Genomic DNA, 17485 nt, shown 5'->3' with positions numbered 1-17485 from the left:
GGTCCAAAACCCATGTTTTGGGCCGAGTTCAGGGAATAATCGGGGACTATGGCAACACAGTCCCCTTTTTCGTTCCTGGATGGCCTCTTTGAACGGCTGGCCGCCGGCCCGCAACCGCCGCAATGGCTCGTGCACGAGGTGCAGCAGCGGCTGGTGCTGTTCCTGAACCATGTGCTCATGCAGGAGAAGGAAGCCATGGACCGCCTGGTGCGCCAGCGCGGGCGCGTGGCACGCGTGCAGTGGCGCGCGTTCTCCATGGCGCTGGTGATCACGCCGGCCGGCCTGCTGAACCTGGCCGCCGAAGGCGCCACGCCCGACCTGCAGCTCGAAGTGACCGAGACCTCGCCCCTGGCGCTGGCCCAGGTGGCGCTGCGCGGCGACAAGCCCGCCATCCGCATCGAGGGCGACGTGCAGCTGGCGGCCGAGATCAACTGGCTGGTGGACAACGTGCGCTGGGACCTGGAGGAGGACCTCTCGCGCGTGGTGGGTGATGCGCCTGCGCACACCATCAGCGAAGTGGCCCGCAAGGCCGCGCAGGCGCTGCGCCAGTTCGTGGGCTCGCGCGTGCCCCCAGCCGATGGCAGCGCCACCGCCGCCCCGTACCCGGCGCCTGCGGCCCATGTGCCCCCAGCCCCGGCAGGCAGCAGCAACAGCCCTGGCGCTGACCGGACCGGTCCATGAAGCGTTTTCTCCGGGGTGTGGCCATCCTCTGGGTGGTGTTCCGCTATGGGCTGGACGGGCTGGTGCTCGACAGTTTCCAGAAGCCGTGGCTGCGCCTGGTGTCCCGCGTCGTCTCCATCGGGCGCAACCTGGATGCCCCGCGTGGCCAGCGCCTGCGCGAGGCGCTGGAGCGCCTGGGCCCCATCTTCGTCAAGTTCGGCCAGGTACTGTCCACCCGCCGCGACCTGCTGCCGGCGGACATCGCCGACGAGCTGGCGCTGCTGCAAGACCGCGTGCCGCCGTTCCATTCCGACATCGCCATTGCCACCATCGAGCGCGCCTTCCGCCGCCCGGTGGACGAGGTCTTCACCTTTTTCGACCGCACACCGGTGGCCAGTGCCTCCATCGCCCAGGTGCACTTTGCCACGCTGCGCGACCGCCACGGCATCGAACGCGAAGTGGCTGTGAAGGTGCTGCGCCCGGGCATGCTGCCGGTGATCGAAAAAGATCTGGCGCTGATGCGCATGATGGCCGGCTGGGTGGAGAGCCTCTCTGCCGACGGCAAGCGCCTGAAGCCCCGCGAGGTGGTCGCCGAGTTTGACAATTACCTGCACGACGAGCTGGACCTGGTGCGCGAAGCGGCCAATGCGGCGCAGCTGCGGCGCAACATGTCGGGCCTGGACCTGGTGTTGATCCCCGAGATCTTCTGGGACTTCTGCCACGCCGAGGTGATGGTGATGCAGCGCATGAACGGCGTGCCTATCAACCAGATCGAGCGGCTGCGCGATGCGGGGGTGGACATCCCCAAGCTGGCGCGCGACGGCGTCACCATCTTCTTCACCCAGGTCTTCCGCGACGGCTTCTTCCACGCCGACATGCACCCGGGCAACATCCAGGTGAGCCTGGATGCGGCCACCTTCGGGCGCTACATCTCTCTGGACTTCGGCATCGTGGGCACGCTCACCGAGTTCGACAAGGAGTACCTGGCGCAGAACTTCACGGCCTTCTTCCGGCGCGACTACAAGCGTGTGGCCGAGCTGCACATCGAGAGCGGCTGGGTGCCGCCGGACACACGGGTGAACGACCTCGAATCGGCGATCCGCACCGTCTGCGAGCCGTACTTCGACCGGCCGCTCAAGGAGATTTCACTGGGCATGGTGCTGATGCGACTGTTCCAGACCTCGCGCCGCTTTCACGTCGAAATCCAGCCGCAGCTGGTGCTGCTGCAAAAGACGCTGCTCAACATCGAGGGCCTGGGCCGCCAGCTCGACCCGGAACTGGACCTGTGGAGCACCGCCAAGCCCTTTCTTGAAAAATGGATGCTCGACCAGATGGGGCCGCAGCGCCTGTGGCGCGAAATCCAGGCCGAGGGCCCGCACTTTGCCAAAATGCTGCCCGAGCTGCCGCGCCTGCTGCACGACTATTTGCGCCACAAGCCCCAGGACCATCGGCGTGAACTGCTGGAGCTGATGGCGGAGCAAAAGCGCACCAACCGCCTGCTGCACGCCATCATCTACACGGGCGCGGGCTTCGTGCTGGGCCTGCTGGCCCTGGTGCTGGTACAGCAGTTGCAAGTGCTTTTCCGCTTCCGGATTTTTTAGGTTCCACTTCCCCCACCCCTTCGCGACATCGAGGAGCATGCCGTGCTGTTGACCCTGGTCATTGTCTATCTGTTGATCACCATTGCCATCGGCCTCGTGGCGGCCCGGCGCGTGAAGAACGCGGCGGATTTCGCCATTGCCGGGCGGCACCTGCCGCTGTACATGATCATCACCACCACGTTCGCCACGTGGTTCGGCTCGGAAACGGTGCTGGGCATCCCGGCCAAGTTCATCGAGGGGGGGCTCGGGAACGTGGTCGAAGACCCCTTCGGCGCGGGCTTCTGCCTGATCCTGGTGGGCCTGTTCTTCGCGGGCAAGCTCTACCGCATGACGCTGCTCACCATCAGCGACTACTACCGCGAGCGCTATGGCCGCCTGGTGGAAGTCGTCTGCTCGCTGATCATCATGCTCAGTTACCTGGGCTGGGTCTCGGCGCAGGTCACGGCGCTGGGGCTGGTGTTCAACCTGCTGTCGGGTGACGCTATCAGCATCCCCATGGGCATGGCCATCGGCGTGGTGTCCATCCTGGCCTACACGCTGTTCGGCGGCATGTGGTCGGTGGCGGTCACGGACTTCATCCAGATGATCATCCTGGTGGTCGGGCTGGCCATCATCGCGGTGTTCGCGGGCAACATGGCCGGCGGGGCCGACAAGGTGATCGAGTTCGCCTCGAACCGCGAACTGTTTCGCTTCCTGCCCGAGCCCAAGTTCCACGACGTGGTGTTCTTCATCGCGGCGGGCCTCACCATGATGTTCGGCTCCATTCCGCAGCAGGACGTGTTCCAGCGCGTGATGTCGGCCAACAACGTCAAAGCCGCCACGCGCGGCCCGGTCATCGGCGGCATCTGCTACATCCTGTTCGCCTTCGTGCCCATGTTCCTGGTGGCCAGCGCGCTGATCATCATGCCCGGCGAGACGGCGGCGCTGCTCAAGGAAGACCCGCAGAAGGTGCTGCCCACGCTGGTGATGGCCAAGATGCCCTTCATCATGCAGGTGCTGTTCTTCGGCGCGCTGCTCTCGGCGCTCAAGTCCACCGCCTCGGCCACCCTGCTGGCGCCCAGCGTCACCTTCACCGAGAACATCTGGCGCCAGTTCCGCCCCACGATGACGGACAAGGAACACCTGCGCACCATGCGCATCACCACCCTGGTGTTCAGCGGCTGCGTGCTGGCCTATGCGATCCGCATGCAGGGCACGTCCATCTACGAGCTGGTCTCGGGTGCCTACCAGGTGCCGCTGGTGGGGGCTTTCGTGCCGCTGGTGGCGGGTCTGTACTGGAAGCGCGCCACCACGCAGGGCGCCGTCTTCGCCATCGTACTGGGCATGGGCGTCTGGCTGTTGCTGCTCAACACCCCCTGGGGTGAAGTGTTCCCGGCCCAGCTCGCCGGCCTGCTGGCCGCCGTCGTGGGCATGCTGCTCGGTTCGCTGCTGCCGCAACTGCTGGCCAACCGCCACGCCGGGCACCACCGCATGGTGGGCGTGGAATAAGCCGGCGCACGCGGGCCAAAGCCCCTGCAAACCCCGCATGCACGGGGAGAAGTGGGGTGCGCCGGCCTGCACGCCTATAATTGAAGGTTTTGCACTTTGCCTTCAACGACACGCCCGACATGCCTATCTACGCCTACAAATGCAGTTCCTGTGGCCATGCCAAGGACGTGCTGCAAAAACTCTCCGACGCACCACTCTCGGTGTGCCCGGCGTGCGGCGCCGAGGCGTTCTCCAAGCAGGTCACCGCTGCGGGCTTCCAGCTCAAGGGTTCGGGCTGGTACGTGACGGATTTTCGCGGTGGAAACACAGCCGGCGCGCCTGCGGCAGCACCCGCTGCCGATGCCAAGGGCGGCGATGCCCCCGCAGCGGCGCCAGCGGCCGCCAGCACGGACACCGCCCCCAAGAAGGAATCCACCCCTCCTGCCAGCGCTCCTAGCGCCAGCACGGGCTCCACCCCCAAAACCTGAGTCTCAGCGGATGCCTTCCTTGCGCAAATGGTTGTTCACCGGTCTGCTGGTCATCGTGCCCGGTGTCATCACCGCGTGGGTGCTGCACTGGATCGTCAGCACGCTGGACCAGACCCTGCAGATCCTGCCGGAGAACTGGCACCCGGACAAGGTGCTGGGTGTGCACGTGCCGGGCTTCGGCGTGGTGCTGACCCTGGTGATCCTGCTGGTGGTGGGCGCGGTGGCCAGCAATTTTGCCGGCCGCAAGCTGGTGCAGTGGGGCGATGCCCTGGTGCACCGCATCCCGGTGGTGCGCTCGATCTATTCCAGTGTCAAGCAGGTCTCCGACACCTTGTTCGCCGAAAATGGCAACGCGTTCCGCAAGGCGGTGCTGGTGCAATGGCCGCGTGAAGGCGTCTGGACGGTGGCCTTCGTCACCGGTGCGCCCAATGGCGAGATTGCGGCCTACCTGCGCGATGAATTCGTGAGCGTGTACGTGCCCACCACCCCGAACCCCACGGGCGGCTATTTCGTGATGCTGCGCAAGAGCGACTGCGTCGAGCTCGACATGAGCGTGGACTCGGCGCTCAAGTACATTGTTTCGATGGGCGTGGTGGCCCCGGTCGACCCGACCATCCAGCTGCCTCCCAAGTAACCCTTTCTCTCTCAATGCGCCCGAGGGGCGCCGGAAGTTCTGCCATGGCCATGCGTTCCCACTATTGCGGTCTTGTGACCGAAGCCCTGTTGGGCCAAACCGTCACCCTGTCTGGCTGGGTGAACCGCCGCCGTGACCACGGTGGTGTGATCTTCATCGACCTGCGCGACCGCGAAGGCTATGTGCAGGTGGTGTGCGACCCGGACCGCGCCGAGATGTTCAAGATCGCCGAAGACGTGCGCAACGAGTTCTGCGTGCAGGTCAAGGGCGTCGTGCGGGCCCGTCCTGGCGGCACCACCAACGACAAGCTCAAGACCGGCCAGATCGAAGTGCTGTGCCACGAACTGAACGTGCTCAACCCCTCGGTCACGCCTCCGTTCCAGATCGACGAGGAAAACCTCAGCGAAACCACGCGCCTCACGCACCGCGTGCTGGACCTGCGCCGCCCCTACATGCAGAACAACCTGATGCTGCGCTACCGGGTGACCATGGAAGTGCGCAAGTTCCTCGACGCCAACGGCTTCGTGGACATCGAGACCCCCATGCTCACCAAGAGCACGCCCGAAGGCGCGCGCGACTACCTGGTGCCAAGCCGCGTGCACGATGGCCACTTCTTTGCGCTGCCCCAGTCGCCCCAGCTGTTCAAGCAACTGCTGATGGTGGCCGGCTTCGACCGCTACTACCAGATCACCAAGTGCTTTCGCGACGAAGACCTGCGTGCCGACCGCCAGCCTGAGTTCACCCAGATCGATATCGAAACCTCGTTCATGGAAGAGCAGGACATCCGCGACATGTTCCAGGGCATGATCAAGACGGTGTTCCAGAACACGCTGGGCGTGGACCTGGGCGAGTTCCCGGTCATGACCTACCAGGACGCGGCCTACCGCTTCGGCTCGGACAAGCCCGACCTGCGCGTGAAGCTCGAGTTCACCGACCTGACCGACGCCATGAAGGACGTGGACTTCAAGGTCTTCTCCGGTGCGGCCAACATGAAGGGCGGCCGCGTGGTCGCCCTGCGCGTGCCCGGCGGTGCCAAGGAAGGCACGGGCCTGTCGCGCGGCGAAATCGACGCTTACACCGAGTTCGTCAAGATCTACGGCGCCAAGGGCCTGGCCTGGGTCAAGGTCAACGACCTGTCCAAGGGCCGTGACGGCCTGCAGAGTCCCATCGTCAAGAACATCCATGACGCGGCGATCGCAGAGGTCGTCAAGCGCACCGGCGCCCAGGACGGCGATCTGATCTTCTTCGGTGCCGACAAGGAAAAGATCGTCAACGACGCCATCGGCGCGCTGCGCATCAAGATTGGCCACAGCGAGTTCGGCAAGAAGAACGGCCTGTTCGAAGACCGCTGGGCCCCGCTGTGGGTGGTGGACTTCCCGATGTTCGAGTTCGACGAGGACAACCAGCGCTGGAACTCGGTGCACCACCCCTTCACCAGCCCCAAGGATGGCCACGAGGACTGGATGGTCACGGCGCCCGAGAAGTGCATCTCCAAGGGCTACGACATGGTGCTCAACGGCTGGGAAATGGGTGGCGGCTCGGTCCGTATCCACCGCGCCGACGTGCAGCAGAAGGTGTTCGACGCCCTGAAGATCAGCCCCGAGGAAGCCCAGGAGAAGTTCGGCTTCCTGCTGGACGCGCTGCAGTACGGCGCGCCCCCGCACGGCGGCCTGGCCTTCGGCCTGGACCGCATCGTGACGCTGATGACCGGTGCCGAGTCGATCCGCGACGTGATCGCCTTCCCCAAGACCCAGCGCGCCCAGTGCCTGCTCACGCAGGCCCCGTCGCCCGTGGACGAAAAGCAGCTGCGCGAGCTGCACATCCGCCTGCGCAATGTGGACGCCGTCAAGGCGGCCTGAGCCGGGTCCACCCCGTCACTCCCATGACTGGGTATCTCTGACAAGAAGCGGTAGCGGCCATTGGCCGGTGCCGCTTTTTTCATGGCCCATGCCTACCGTGTCCTTCCCCTTTCGAATCGAGTCGAGGTTCCCCATGCGCTCTTCGGTGAAAGCCCCCCTGGCCCTGCTGCTCGTGGCCCTGCTGCTGGCCGGCTGCGGTGAAAAGAAGACCGAACTGGGCCAGGGCGGCTCGGTCGTGTCCGGCTCCGCCGGGCCTGCGGGCGCCAAGGATGCCGCCAAGGAGCTCACGCAGTGCACCCAGCCCGTGGCCACGCTGGCCCTGGCCGAGAACCCCAACGGCTACACCGTCTCCAGCAGTTACCAGCTGCCGGCATCGCCCGTGCCACTGATCCGCCTGATCGCCCAGCAAAGCGGCTGCTTTCGCATCGTCGACCGGGCGGCCGGCCTGCGCGGCACGGTGCAGGAGCAGGAGCTCAAGGACGCGGGCATCCTGCGCAAGAACTCTACCGTGGCCAAGGGCAAGGGCTACGAGGCGCAGTACACGCTGACGCCGAGCCTGACCTTCAGCGAGCAGGACGCGGGCCGCAGCATCGCCGGTGTGATCGCCATGATCCCCGTGCTGCGCGACATCGCGGGCCTGGTCGGTCTGGCCGAGCAGGTCAAATTCAAGGAGGCGCAGACCGCGCTTTTGCTCACCGACAACGAGACCACCGAGCAGGTGGCCGCCGCCACCGGCGCCGCGCGCACCACCGACCTGGGCGCGGCAGGCCTGCTCTGGGGGCGCATGGGCGGGGCCGGCGGCGCGGGCTGGAGCAACACCAACGAAGGCAAGGTCATCGCCGCCGCCTTCCTTGATGCACACAACAAGCTCGTGACCCAGGTGCAGCAACTGCAGGCCAAGGAACTGCCGCCACCCGTGGCGACCAAGTCAAAGCCCTGACCTCGGGCCCATGGGCCTGTTGACGATCTATCCGGGCCCTGGCCAGGTCGTCTTGGTGTGCCCCGAAGCAAGGTCTCGCCGCATGCTGCGGAGTCCCTGCCGTCAGCCTTGCGCCAAGCTGGGCAATATATTTGCAAAAGGCATGCAATATGCTAGTTGGAGGGCAGCAGGCCCCGCCGCACAATGCAGCGTCACCGGGCCCATCGCGCAAAGGACTTTTCCCGTGCAATCCTCCCCGAATTCCTCCGAACAGTGGCTGCGCTACATGCCCTCCGCCCAGCACCAGCGCCAGGAGCTTCGCCTGGTCGAAAGCGCCTGGGACCAGCTCTCGCTGCTGTCCTCGCTGTCGCTGCTGTCGTCCAAGGCCTCATCGGGCGGTGACCTGGCCCAGGCGCGCAGGGACTTCGCGGCCCTCTCCAGCGACCTGATGCAGGGACTGGTCAGCGAGGCCCTGAAAAACCGCACCGAAGACCTGGCCGCCCGCGCCCAGGTGTGCATCGACGTGCTGGTGCGCAACCTGTTCGAGCGCACGGCCGACATCGGCTTCTTTGCCACCGACGTGGGTGTGGCCGAGTACCTCGCCGACCCGGACCCGTCCCTGCGCCCGCTGATCGAGGCGCGCCTGGCCGAGTACGCCAGCAAGTACACGGTCTACGGCAACATCTTCCTTTTCGACACCGACCTGCAGCCCTGTGCCAGCCTGCGTGCCGTGAGCCCGGTGGGCGGGCTCGACCAGGTGGATGCCGACGCCGCCTTCCTGCGTTCGGTGCTGCAAAGCGATGCGGGCTATGTCGAGCACCACGCCGTGCATGGCTTTTGCGGCACCGGTGCCGAAACCCTGGTCTATGCCCGGCGTGTGCACTCGGGCGGGCGCATCGTGGGCCTGCTGTGCCTGGAATTCAAGCTGGCTGACGAGATGCCGGCCATCTTCGACTCGGTGCAGCAAGAGGATGCACAGGGCACCCTGCAAGGCAGTGATGTGGTGCTGGCCCTGGTCGATGCTTCGGGGCGCGTGCTCGTGTCGGGCGACCCGCTGCAGCTGCCGGCCGGCTGGCTATTGCCCCAGGTGGGCAGCGCTGGGGTGCATGCGGTGCGCCATGCCAGCCGGCGCTACCTGATGGCCGTGCGCGATACCCAGGGCTTCCAGGGCTACCAGGGGCCGGGCTGGCGCGGCGTGGCGCTGCTGCCGCTGGACATCGCTTTCGACGAGGCCTCGCACGACGAGCGCAGTGCGCTGGCCAACGAGCTGTCGGGCCAGGCACAGCTGCTGTCGCAGGAACTGCGCGAGATTCCGCGGCGCTCGGCCGCCATCCAGTCGGCGCTGGAGCGCTCGGTCTGGAATGGGCTGCTGGAGCTCAACCAGATCGGCGATGCGGGCGATGGCGGTGGCCGGGATACGGCGGCCCCGCGCGAGCTGTTGTTTGCCAAGACCCTGCTGTCCGAGATCGGTGCCACCGCGCGCAAGACCGCGCAGGCCTTTGCCAGTGCCCTGCAAGACCTCTACAGCGTGGTGCTGCGCTCCCTGCTGCGCGATGCCCAGGGCCGCGCCGCACTGGCCATGCAGATCCTGGACCGCAACCTCTACGAGCGGGCCAACGACTGCCGCTGGTGGGCGCTCACGCCGCAGTTCGCCCGCACCCTCGCCGCAGGCACCCAGGGCTGCAGCCAGGCCACGGCGGTGCTGGCGGAGATCAACAGCCTGTACACCGTGTATGCCTGCCTGGTGCTGTTCGGCACCGATGGCCGGGTCGTCGCCGTCTCGCAACCGGGGCAGGCCCACCAGGTGGGCACCCGGCTGGACGAGGACTGGGCGCAGCGCTGCCTGCGCCTGCAGGGTAGCCAGGCCTACACCGTGAGCCGCTACGAGGCCAGCCGCTTCTACGCCGAGGGTCCCACCTTCGTTTATGCCGCAGCCGTGCGGGCCGATGTCGGCGACGGGATGGGGCGCAGTGCGGGTGGACCGGTGCTCGGCGGCATCGCCATCGTCTGGGATGCTGCCAACCAGCTCCAGTCCATCCTGGATGACTGCGCCGTGGGCACGGGCGCGCGAGACACGCTGGCCTTCGTCGATGCGCAGGACCGCCTGGTGCGCGCCAGCGGTGATGCGGCGGTTCTGCAGGCACCCGAGGCCATCGCCACCAGCCGACAGGGCGGACGCACGGCTGCGCTCGGCGGCCATCTGTACGGCATGGGCCAGGCGCGCGGCCAGGGCTACCGCGAGTTCCGCACCAGCGATGGCTACGACCATGGCCTGGGCTGCCTGGTGCTTCGCCACCTGTGCGAGCGCCGCCTGGCAACCCCTCCCGCGCCCATGGTCGATGCGCATGCGGGCGCTGCACGGGTGGAGGCCGGCCACCGCGTGCAGATGGCGACCTTCCTGATCGGCTCCCACTGGCTGGGGGTCGAGGCGGCCCAGGTCGTCACGGCCGCCCCTGACGTGGCGGTGCTCCATGGCGGGGGATCGCGCGTTCCTTTCCTGGGGCTCGCGCAGATCGGCGAGCGTGTCTACTCCGTGGTGGATCTGCGCAGCGTGGTGGCAGCGGGGCCGGGCGATGCGCCCGTGCTGCGTGCGGCCGACCCCAACCGCCAGATGGTGCTGGTGCGTGTGCCGCTGGAAGGCGGCGGCACGCGCGAGTTCGTCCTGCGCGTCGATGCACTGGGCGCCATGCTTGACCTGGACCGGCGTGCGCTGCGCCCCGTGGGCATGGCCGCAGGGCCTGGGGGCACTGCGTTGATCGATGCCGTGATCCCGGTCCCCACCGCCGGCGGCAAACAGGCCCCCGGCTTGCTGTGCCGCATCTCCCCGCAGTGGCTGCTGCAGTGCGCCCTGGGCGCGCTGGCCGAAGGCCCTGCGCACGACGTCGACGCGCTCGTGGCTGCGGCATGAGTGGCCAGGAGGCCGGGGCGCGGCCTTTCAAGCTGCCGCAGTCGGTGCTGGTCGTGGTGCACACGCCAGCCCTCGACATCCTGCTCATCCGGCGTGCGGACGGGGGTGAGCACTGGCAGTCCGTCACCGGCAGCAAGGACCGCGAGGACGAACCCTGGGAAGCCACCGCCGCGCGCGAGGTGCAGGAGGAAACCGGCATCGACGTGCGGGCCAGTGGCTGCGTGCTGAGCGACTGGCTGCTGGAGAATGTCTACGACATCTGGCCCCAGTGGCGCCATCGCTATGCGCCAGGCGTGGTACTCAACCGTGAACGCGTCTTCGGCCTGTGCGTGCCTGCAGGCACGCCCGTGGTGCTGAGCCCGCGCGAGCACGTTGCCTGGCAGTGGCTGCCCTGGCGCGATGCGGCGGACCGCTGCTTTTCTGCCAGCAACGCCGAGGCCTGCCTGCTGCTTCCCCGCTTCAGCGGCGCTGGGGCAGCACCTTGACCAGGTGCTCCGCAAAGCCCTCGGCCGCCGGGGACGTGGCGCGCTGCGTGGGGCTGTACAGGCACACGTAGCGCATGGCCTCGGGCGCCAGGATGCGCCGGCGCACCAGCCCGAGCGGCTTGGCCAGTGCGCCCACGTAGTCGGGTGCCAGCGTGGCGGCCACGTCGGCGGCGGCCAGGCCCAGCGCGGTGGAGATGTTGTCCACGATCTCCACCGGCGTCACGCGCTGTTCGCTGGGCAGGCCGGTGTGCATCTGCGCCACGCTGCGCTCGTGGTCGCGTCCGGCGGCCACCAGCGGGTGGGCATGCAGCTGCTGCCAGGTCACGCTGCGCTGGCGCGCCAGCGGGTGCGTGGGGGCGCACCACAGCACCCACGGGCTCTGAAACAGCTGCGTGCGCGCCACGTCGTCGCCGCAGGCCCGGTCCGGGCCCAGGGCCAGGTCGGCATCGCCGCTGGCGACCGCATCCACCAGTTTTTCCACCGGCACGTCGCGGATGTGGATGCGCACCTTGGGGCGCTCCTGCAGGTAGGCCTTGATGGCCTGGGGCAGGATCACGCTGGCCACGACCAGGGGCGCCGCAATGCGCACGATGCCCGCCGCGCGGTTGCGCACGTCGCTGGCGGCCGATTGCGCCATGCGCAGGTGCTTGAGCACCGACTCGGCCGAGCCCAGGAACTCGCGCCCGGCGCTGGTGATGGCCACGCGGCGCGTGCTGCGCTCGAAGAGCTTGAAGCCGAGCGCATCCTCCAGCTCGCCCACGAGCTGGCTCACGGCCGAGGGCGTGAGCGCCAGCCGGTCCGCCGTGGCCGTGAAGCTGCGCATCTCGGCCACGGTGACAAAGGCTTCGAGCTGGCGCGGCGTGAAGTGGGGCAGGGAGATGGCCATGGCCATTCATTAGACCATCTTCACAATCCATAAGAAAGCATTGATTGTGGTCCGCAAGGTCGCTGCAGATACTTCGCGGCAAGGCGCAGAACGCGCCAGCAACGAGACAAGCAACACCCGATGATCTCCGCCCCCACCGCAAGCACCCTGGCCTCCCTGCGCGCCGCCTATGCCGGCCGCCTGTGGACCGAGCCTGCGGATGCCGCACCGTTCCTGACCGACTGGCGCGGCAAGTGGAGCGGCCCGGCCCTGGCCGTCGCACAGCCGGCGGACACCGCCGAGGTGGCGCAACTGCTCGCCTGGTGCCATGCGCACGGCGTGCCTGTGGTGCCGCAGGGCGGCAACACGGGGCTGTCGGGCGGGTCGGTCCCCGAGGCAGCAGGCCAGCCACTGCCACTGCTGCTGTCCCTGACCCGCCTGAACCGCGTGCGCCATGTCGATGCGCTGAACAACACCCTGGTGGTGGAGGCCGGCGCCACGCTGCAGCAGGTGCAGGACGCTGCGCGCGAGGCTGGGCGCCTGTTTCCGCTGAGCCTGGCGGCCGAGGGCTCGTGCACCATCGGCGGCAATCTGGCCACCAATGCCGGCGGCGTGCAGGTGCTGCGCTACGGCAATGCGCGCGAGCTGTGCCTGGGGCTCGAAGTCGTGACGCCCGAGGGCGAGGTCTGGAACGGCCTGCGCACCCTGCGCAAGGACAACACCGGCTACGACCTGCGCGACCTGTACATCGGCTCCGAGGGCACGCTGGGCGTCATCACCGCTGCCGTGCTCAAGCTCTTCCCGCTGCCTGCGGCCCAGGTGGTGGCGCTGGTGGCCGTGCCCTCGCCGGGCGATGCCCTGCAAGTGCTGGCGCTGGCCCAGCAGCGCCTGGGCGCATCGCTCACCGCGTTCGAACTGCTGTCGGATACCTGCATGGCGCTGGTGCTGCACCATGTGCCGGGCAGCCGGCGCCCGCTGGCCGAGGCATCGCCCTGGTACGTGCTGCTGGAGATTTCTGTCACCGGAGCCGAGGCGAGTGCCCAGGCCCACGCGGCGCAGGCCATGGAAGATCTGCTGGAGTTAGCGATGGAGCAGGGTTTCGTGCTGGACGCGGCCCTGTCCACCACGCTTGCGCAGTTCGAGGCCCTGTGGGCGCTGCGCGAGAACATCTCCGAGGCGCAGGGCGCCGAGGGCCCGACCATCAAGCATGACATCGCGCTGCCCATCGCGCGCGTGCCCGAGTTCATCGCCAGCACTGATGCCCTGGTGGGCGCTGCCTTTCCACAGGTGCGCCAGGTCACCTTCGGCCACCTGGGCGATGGCAACCTGCACTACAACGCGTCGCCCGTCGCCGCCGGCCCGCTGGATGCCGCCGCCAAGGCCGCCTTCCTGGCGCTCGAAGGCCCGTTGAACCGGCTGGTGCACGACGCCGTCCACGCCCTGGGTGGCTCCATCAGCGCCGAGCACGGCCTGGGCGTGCTGCGGCGTGATGAATCGGCGCGTTACAAGGCGCCGCTGGAGCTGCGCCTGATGCAGCGCATCAAGGCTGCGCTGGATCCCAAGGGCCTGATGAACCCGGCCAAGCTGCTGCCCGAAACCCCTGTGGCCCATCGCCCCTGATGGCCTTGTCATCCCCCTGGAGAAACGCCCTGTGAGCACCGACACGCTGAACGTCGCCGGCATCGCCGTATCGCCCCACCACTACATCGACGGCCAGCGCGTGGCGTCGGACCTGCGCTTTGACCTGCACTCGCCCATCGACCAGGCGCTGCTGGGCCGCATCAGCGAGGGCTCCCCGGCCCATGTGGATGCCGCCGTCACTGCCGCAGCGCGCGCCTTTCCGGCGTGGAGTGCGCTCACGGCCGCCGAGCGCAAGCCCTACCTCGACCGCTTCGCGGCCGAGATCGGCCAGCGCGCCGAGGCCTTCTGCACGCTCGAATCCAGCGACGCGGGCGTGCTGCTTTCGCGCATGAAGCACGGCGTGGTGCCGCGCGCCATGCTCAACATCACCTGGTTCGCCGAGCATGCACTGAACCTGCAGGACCGGCCCATCGAGACCGAGCAGGCCACCCACCTCGTGCGCCACGACCCGGCCGGCGTGGTGGCCATCATCACGCCGTGGAACGCGCCGCTGATGCTGGCCACCTGGAAGCTCGGCCCGGCGCTGGCCGCAGGCAACTGCGTCATCATCAAGCCGCCGGAATGGGCGCCGCTGACCAGCAGCCTGCTGGCCGACTGCGCGCACGCTGCCGGCCTGCCGCCCGGGGTGTTCAACATCGTGCAGGGCGCGGGTGCCAGCACCGGTGCGCGCCTGGTCAGCGACCCGCGCCTGGCACGCATCTCGTTCACCGGCTCGGTGCCCACGGCCAAGTGGATCGCGCAGTCCGCTGGCGCCAACCTCGTGCCCTGCAGCCTGGAGCTGGGGGGCAAGTCGGCCTTCATCGTGCTGGAAGATGCCGACATCGACAACGCCGCCGCCACCGGCGCGCTGATGTACCGCAACGCCGGCCAGGTGTGCCTGGCGGGCACACGCTTCCTGGTGCACCGCAAGGTGCACGACGCCTTCGTGACCGCGCTGCGCGGCTATGTCGAAAAGCTCACCGTGGGCGACCCGCGCGAGGCGGCCACCGAGGTCGGCCCCATCATCCACCCGCGCCAGGTCGAGCGTGTGCACGGCTTCGTGCAGCGTGCCGTGGCCGATGGCGCCACGCTGCTCTGGGGCGGCGCGCAGCACCCCTTCGGCGCGCAGTATTACCAGCCCACCCTGCTCACCGATCTGCGCCAGGACAGCGAGATCGTGCAGAACGAGGTCTTCGGCCCGGTGCTCACCTTGCAGGCCTTCGACAGTGACGAGGAAGCCATCGCCCTGGCCAACGGCACCGACTACGGGCTGGGCGGCGTCTGCTACGGCGAAACGCAGCACGCCAGTGCCGTGGCGCAGCAGGTGCGCACCGGCTTCATCTGGGTCAACAGCTTCGGCATCCGCGACCTGGCCGCGCCCTTCGGCGGCATCAAGCGCAGCGGCGTGGGCCGCGAGGGCGGGGACTGGAGCTTCGAGTTCTTCTGCGACGTCAAGGATGTCGTCATCCCCAAAAAGCCTTTCCGCGCCAGCTTCAGCCACCGCTGAGCATTACCTACACACAGGAGACACACCCCATGGGAAGCATCGTTGGCGCCGCCATCGTCTCGCACCACCCCGGCCTGATGCAGTGCGAAGAGTTTCGCGTGCTGCAGGGCGCGGGGGCCGACTCGGACCTGATACCCGGCTATGCACGCCTGCGCGAACGCATCGCTGCGGCCCGGCCCGACGTGGTCATCATCTTCGACTCGCACTGGTTCACCACCGGCTACCACCTGGTGGACGGCGCGCCGCGCTACCAGGGCATGTTCATCTCCGACGAGATGCCCTGGTACCTGCACGGCGTGCCCTACGACTACCGGGGCCACCCCGACCTGGCGCTCGAGATCGAGGCCGTGTCGCGCGAGCACCAGGGCTACAACCGCGTCATCAACCACCCCGACCTGGGCAAGCAGTACGCCACCATCAACCTGGTCAAGCACCTGCGCCTGGAGCGCAGCGACACGCCGGTGGTCACCGTGAGCTCGTGCCAGAACTGCGACTGGCGCCATTTCCTGAAATCGGGCGAGGCGATTGCCGAGGCCGTTCGCCGCAGCGACCTGCGCGTGCTGCTGCTGGCATCGGGCGCGCTGAGCCACAAGTTCAACCCCATCGACTGGAAGCCGAACCACCCCCGTATCTTCCACGAGAGCAATGTCTCGCGCCCCGAGAACATCGTGAGCGACAAGGGCGCCATCGCTCTCATGGAGCAGGGCCGCCACGACATGGTGCTCGACCGTTGGCAGGACGAGTACCGCAAGATGCCCTGGGAGGCCTTCGGCGCGCACTACCTGCAGATGCTGGGCGCCATGGGCGGGGCCGACTGCCGCGCGCGCGGCGTGGCCCTGTCGGCCTACGAGAACGCACGCGGCACGGGCAACGTGCACATGTGGTTCGATGGCGAAACGCAAGCGGTGGAGGTGGCGGCATGAACTTCGAATTCCCGGTTACCGAACTGCCCGCCGTGATGCGCGGCCCGCGCGTGGAGCGCCGCCGCGTGCTGGTGGGCGGCAGCGCCTGCTGGGGCACCATCGTGGAAGAGGGCGCGCGGCAGGGGCAACTGCGCCTGGACGATGGCCGCGTGGTGGACCCGGCCAGCCTGCAGCACCTGCCGCCGGTCGCGCCCAGCAAGGTCATCGCCGTGCACATCTCGTACAGCTCGCGCAGCTTCGAGACGCGCAACCAGCCCAAGCCGACCGAGACGCCCACCTACTTCACCAAGCCACCGACCTCCGTCAACGGGCATGGATGCGAAATCCACAAGCCCGCCGACAGCCTGTACCTCAACTACGAGGGCGAGTACGCCGTGGTCATCGGCAAGACCTGCCGCAACGTGCTGCCCGACGAGGCCTGGGACTACATCGAAGGCTTTTGCCCGGCGCTCGACATGGGCCTGCAGAACTACCGCGACACCGACCAGGGCAGCATGCTGCGCGTGAAGGGGGCGGACACGCTGCTGCCCATCGGCCCCGGTATCGTGCGCGGCGTGAACCTGTTCGCACAGACGCTGCGCACCTACCGCAACGGCCTGGTGGTGCAGGAGGCACACATCGGCGACGAGACCATCTGGGGCCCGCACTACGTGGTGGCTGACATTGCGCGCCACATCACCCTGGTGCCGGGCGACGTGATCCTGATGGGCACGCCCTGCCATTCGCGCTCAGTCGACCCGGGCGACTTGGTGGAGTGCGAGATCACGGGCCTGGGTCGCCTGGCGGGCACCGTGGTCGCCATCGATGCGCCGCGCGCCTCGGCACTGGGCGTGGGCCACCAGCCCACCGACAGCCCCGAGGTGCGGCGCGTGGCCTGCGGCTTCGACGAGCGCGTGCCCGAGCATCTGAAGGCCAATTACCGCCAGGCTGCGAAGAAGTAATCCATAAGAACCATCGGAGACAGAGCATGAAGAACCTTTCCCCCACAACATCCCGCCGCAACGTACTGCACCTGGCTCTGGCCAGTGCAGCGGGCGCCGTGCCCTTCCTGGCCCAGGCCCAGGCGCTCGACACCGTGAAGATCCTGGCCGGCTTTGCTGCCGGCGGCACGGTGGACACCCTGGCGCGGCGCGTGGCCACCCAGATCACGGGCGGTTACGCCAAGTCGGCCGTGGTGGAGAACAAGACCGGCGCGGGCGGGCAGATCGCCATCACCACACTCAAGGCCGCTCCGGCGGACGGCGCCACACTGCTGGCCACGCCCATGTCCATGCTGGGCATCTACCCCCACACCTACAAGAAGCTGCCCTACGACCCCGTGGCCGACGTGACGCCCGTCTCCCTGGGCGTGGTGTTCGACATGGGTTTTGCCGTGGGCCCGCAGGTGCCCGCCTCGGTGAAGACGGTGCCCGAGTTCCTCGAATGGTGCAAGGCCAACCCCACGGGCGCCAACTTCGGCTCGCCCGCACCGGGCTCGGTGCCGCACTTCGTGGGCGAGCTGATCAGCCGCGCCGGCAAGGTCGACATGCGCCACGTGGGCTTTCGCGGC

15 protein-coding genes are annotated in these 17485 nt (G+C 68.0%); 14 read left to right on the top strand and 1 reads right to left on the bottom strand.

Annotation, left to right across the window (positions count from 1 at the left end):
- The first annotated feature begins 48 nt into the window (after window positions 1-48).
- From ASE31_RS25370 to nudB, 9 genes are all read left to right on the top strand, one after another.
- Entirely contained in the window at window positions 49-681 is a 633-nt protein-coding gene (locus ASE31_RS25370; protein ID WP_057204909.1) for an SCP2 domain-containing protein, read from the top strand.
- Window positions 678-2261 carry a ubiquinone biosynthesis regulatory protein kinase UbiB gene (gene ubiB / locus ASE31_RS25365; protein WP_057204907.1) on the top strand — a complete coding sequence of 528 codons (1584 nt, stop codon included), beginning with the start codon at window positions 678-680 and terminating at the stop codon, window positions 2259-2261. The genes ASE31_RS25370 and ubiB overlap by 4 nt, the downstream gene beginning before the upstream one ends.
- Before the next feature lie 42 nt (window positions 2262-2303).
- Window positions 2304-3749 carry a sodium:solute symporter family protein gene (locus tag ASE31_RS25360; protein WP_057204904.1) on the top strand — a complete coding sequence of 482 codons (1446 nt, stop codon included), beginning with the start codon at window positions 2304-2306 and terminating at the stop codon, window positions 3747-3749.
- Window positions 3750-3868: 119 nt separating this feature from the next.
- Complete coding sequence (locus ASE31_RS25355) at window positions 3869-4216, top strand: FmdB family zinc ribbon protein (protein WP_057205226.1); 348 nt, start codon at window positions 3869-3871, stop codon at window positions 4214-4216.
- Window positions 4217-4226: 10 nt separating this feature from the next.
- Window positions 4227-4850 (top strand): DUF502 domain-containing protein, encoded by a 624-nt coding sequence (locus ASE31_RS25350; protein WP_057204902.1) that lies wholly within the window; start codon window positions 4227-4229, stop codon window positions 4848-4850.
- A 44-nt stretch (window positions 4851-4894) separates the two neighbouring features.
- Entirely contained in the window at window positions 4895-6709 is a 1815-nt protein-coding gene (gene aspS / locus ASE31_RS25345) for an aspartate--tRNA ligase (protein ID WP_057204900.1), read from the top strand.
- A gap of 133 nt (window positions 6710-6842) precedes the next feature.
- Window positions 6843-7649, top strand: coding sequence for a CsgG/HfaB family protein (locus tag ASE31_RS25340; protein ID WP_057265101.1), 807 nt, complete (start codon window positions 6843-6845; stop codon window positions 7647-7649).
- A gap of 223 nt (window positions 7650-7872) precedes the next feature.
- Window positions 7873-10536 carry a chemotaxis protein CheW gene (locus ASE31_RS25335; RefSeq protein WP_235514766.1) on the top strand — a complete coding sequence of 888 codons (2664 nt, stop codon included), beginning with the start codon at window positions 7873-7875 and terminating at the stop codon, window positions 10534-10536.
- Window positions 10533-11021 (top strand): dihydroneopterin triphosphate diphosphatase, encoded by a 489-nt coding sequence (gene nudB, locus ASE31_RS25330; protein ID WP_057204894.1) that lies wholly within the window; start codon window positions 10533-10535, stop codon window positions 11019-11021. Before ASE31_RS25335 ends, nudB begins: the two co-directional genes overlap by 4 nt.
- Here nudB and ASE31_RS25325 read toward each other — a convergent pair.
- Window positions 10996-11901 (bottom strand): LysR family transcriptional regulator, encoded by a 906-nt coding sequence (locus ASE31_RS25325; RefSeq protein WP_057205221.1) that lies wholly within the window; start codon window positions 11899-11901, stop codon window positions 10996-10998. The genes nudB and ASE31_RS25325 overlap by 26 nt on opposite strands.
- A gap of 126 nt (window positions 11902-12027) precedes the next feature.
- Between ASE31_RS25325 and ASE31_RS25320 the strand changes: the two genes are divergently transcribed.
- The 5 genes from ASE31_RS25320 to ASE31_RS32835 form a co-directional block, all read left to right on the top strand.
- On the top strand, window positions 12028-13506 hold the full coding sequence (locus ASE31_RS25320; RefSeq protein WP_057204892.1) for an FAD-binding oxidoreductase: 1479 nt from the start codon (window positions 12028-12030) through the stop codon (window positions 13504-13506).
- 31 nt (window positions 13507-13537) lie between these two features.
- Complete coding sequence (locus ASE31_RS25315) at window positions 13538-15013, top strand: aldehyde dehydrogenase family protein (protein WP_057204889.1); 1476 nt, start codon at window positions 13538-13540, stop codon at window positions 15011-15013.
- A 29-nt stretch (window positions 15014-15042) separates the two neighbouring features.
- A complete protein-coding gene (locus ASE31_RS25310; protein WP_057204886.1) occupies window positions 15043-15936 on the top strand; it encodes an extradiol ring-cleavage dioxygenase in 894 nt (297 codons plus the stop codon).
- Window positions 15933-16877 (top strand): fumarylacetoacetate hydrolase family protein, encoded by a 945-nt coding sequence (locus tag ASE31_RS25305; RefSeq protein ID WP_057204883.1) that lies wholly within the window; start codon window positions 15933-15935, stop codon window positions 16875-16877. The genes ASE31_RS25310 and ASE31_RS25305 overlap by 4 nt, the downstream gene beginning before the upstream one ends.
- Before the next feature lie 26 nt (window positions 16878-16903).
- Window positions 16904-17485: tripartite tricarboxylate transporter substrate-binding protein (locus tag ASE31_RS32835; protein WP_255357709.1), on the top strand; the 582-nt coding region annotated here is incomplete at its 3' end.

Source organism: Acidovorax sp. Root217, assembly GCF_001428645.1.
Lineage (GTDB): Bacteria > Pseudomonadota > Gammaproteobacteria > Burkholderiales > Burkholderiaceae_C > Acidovorax.
This window is presented reverse-complemented; position numbering and strand designations above follow the sequence as displayed.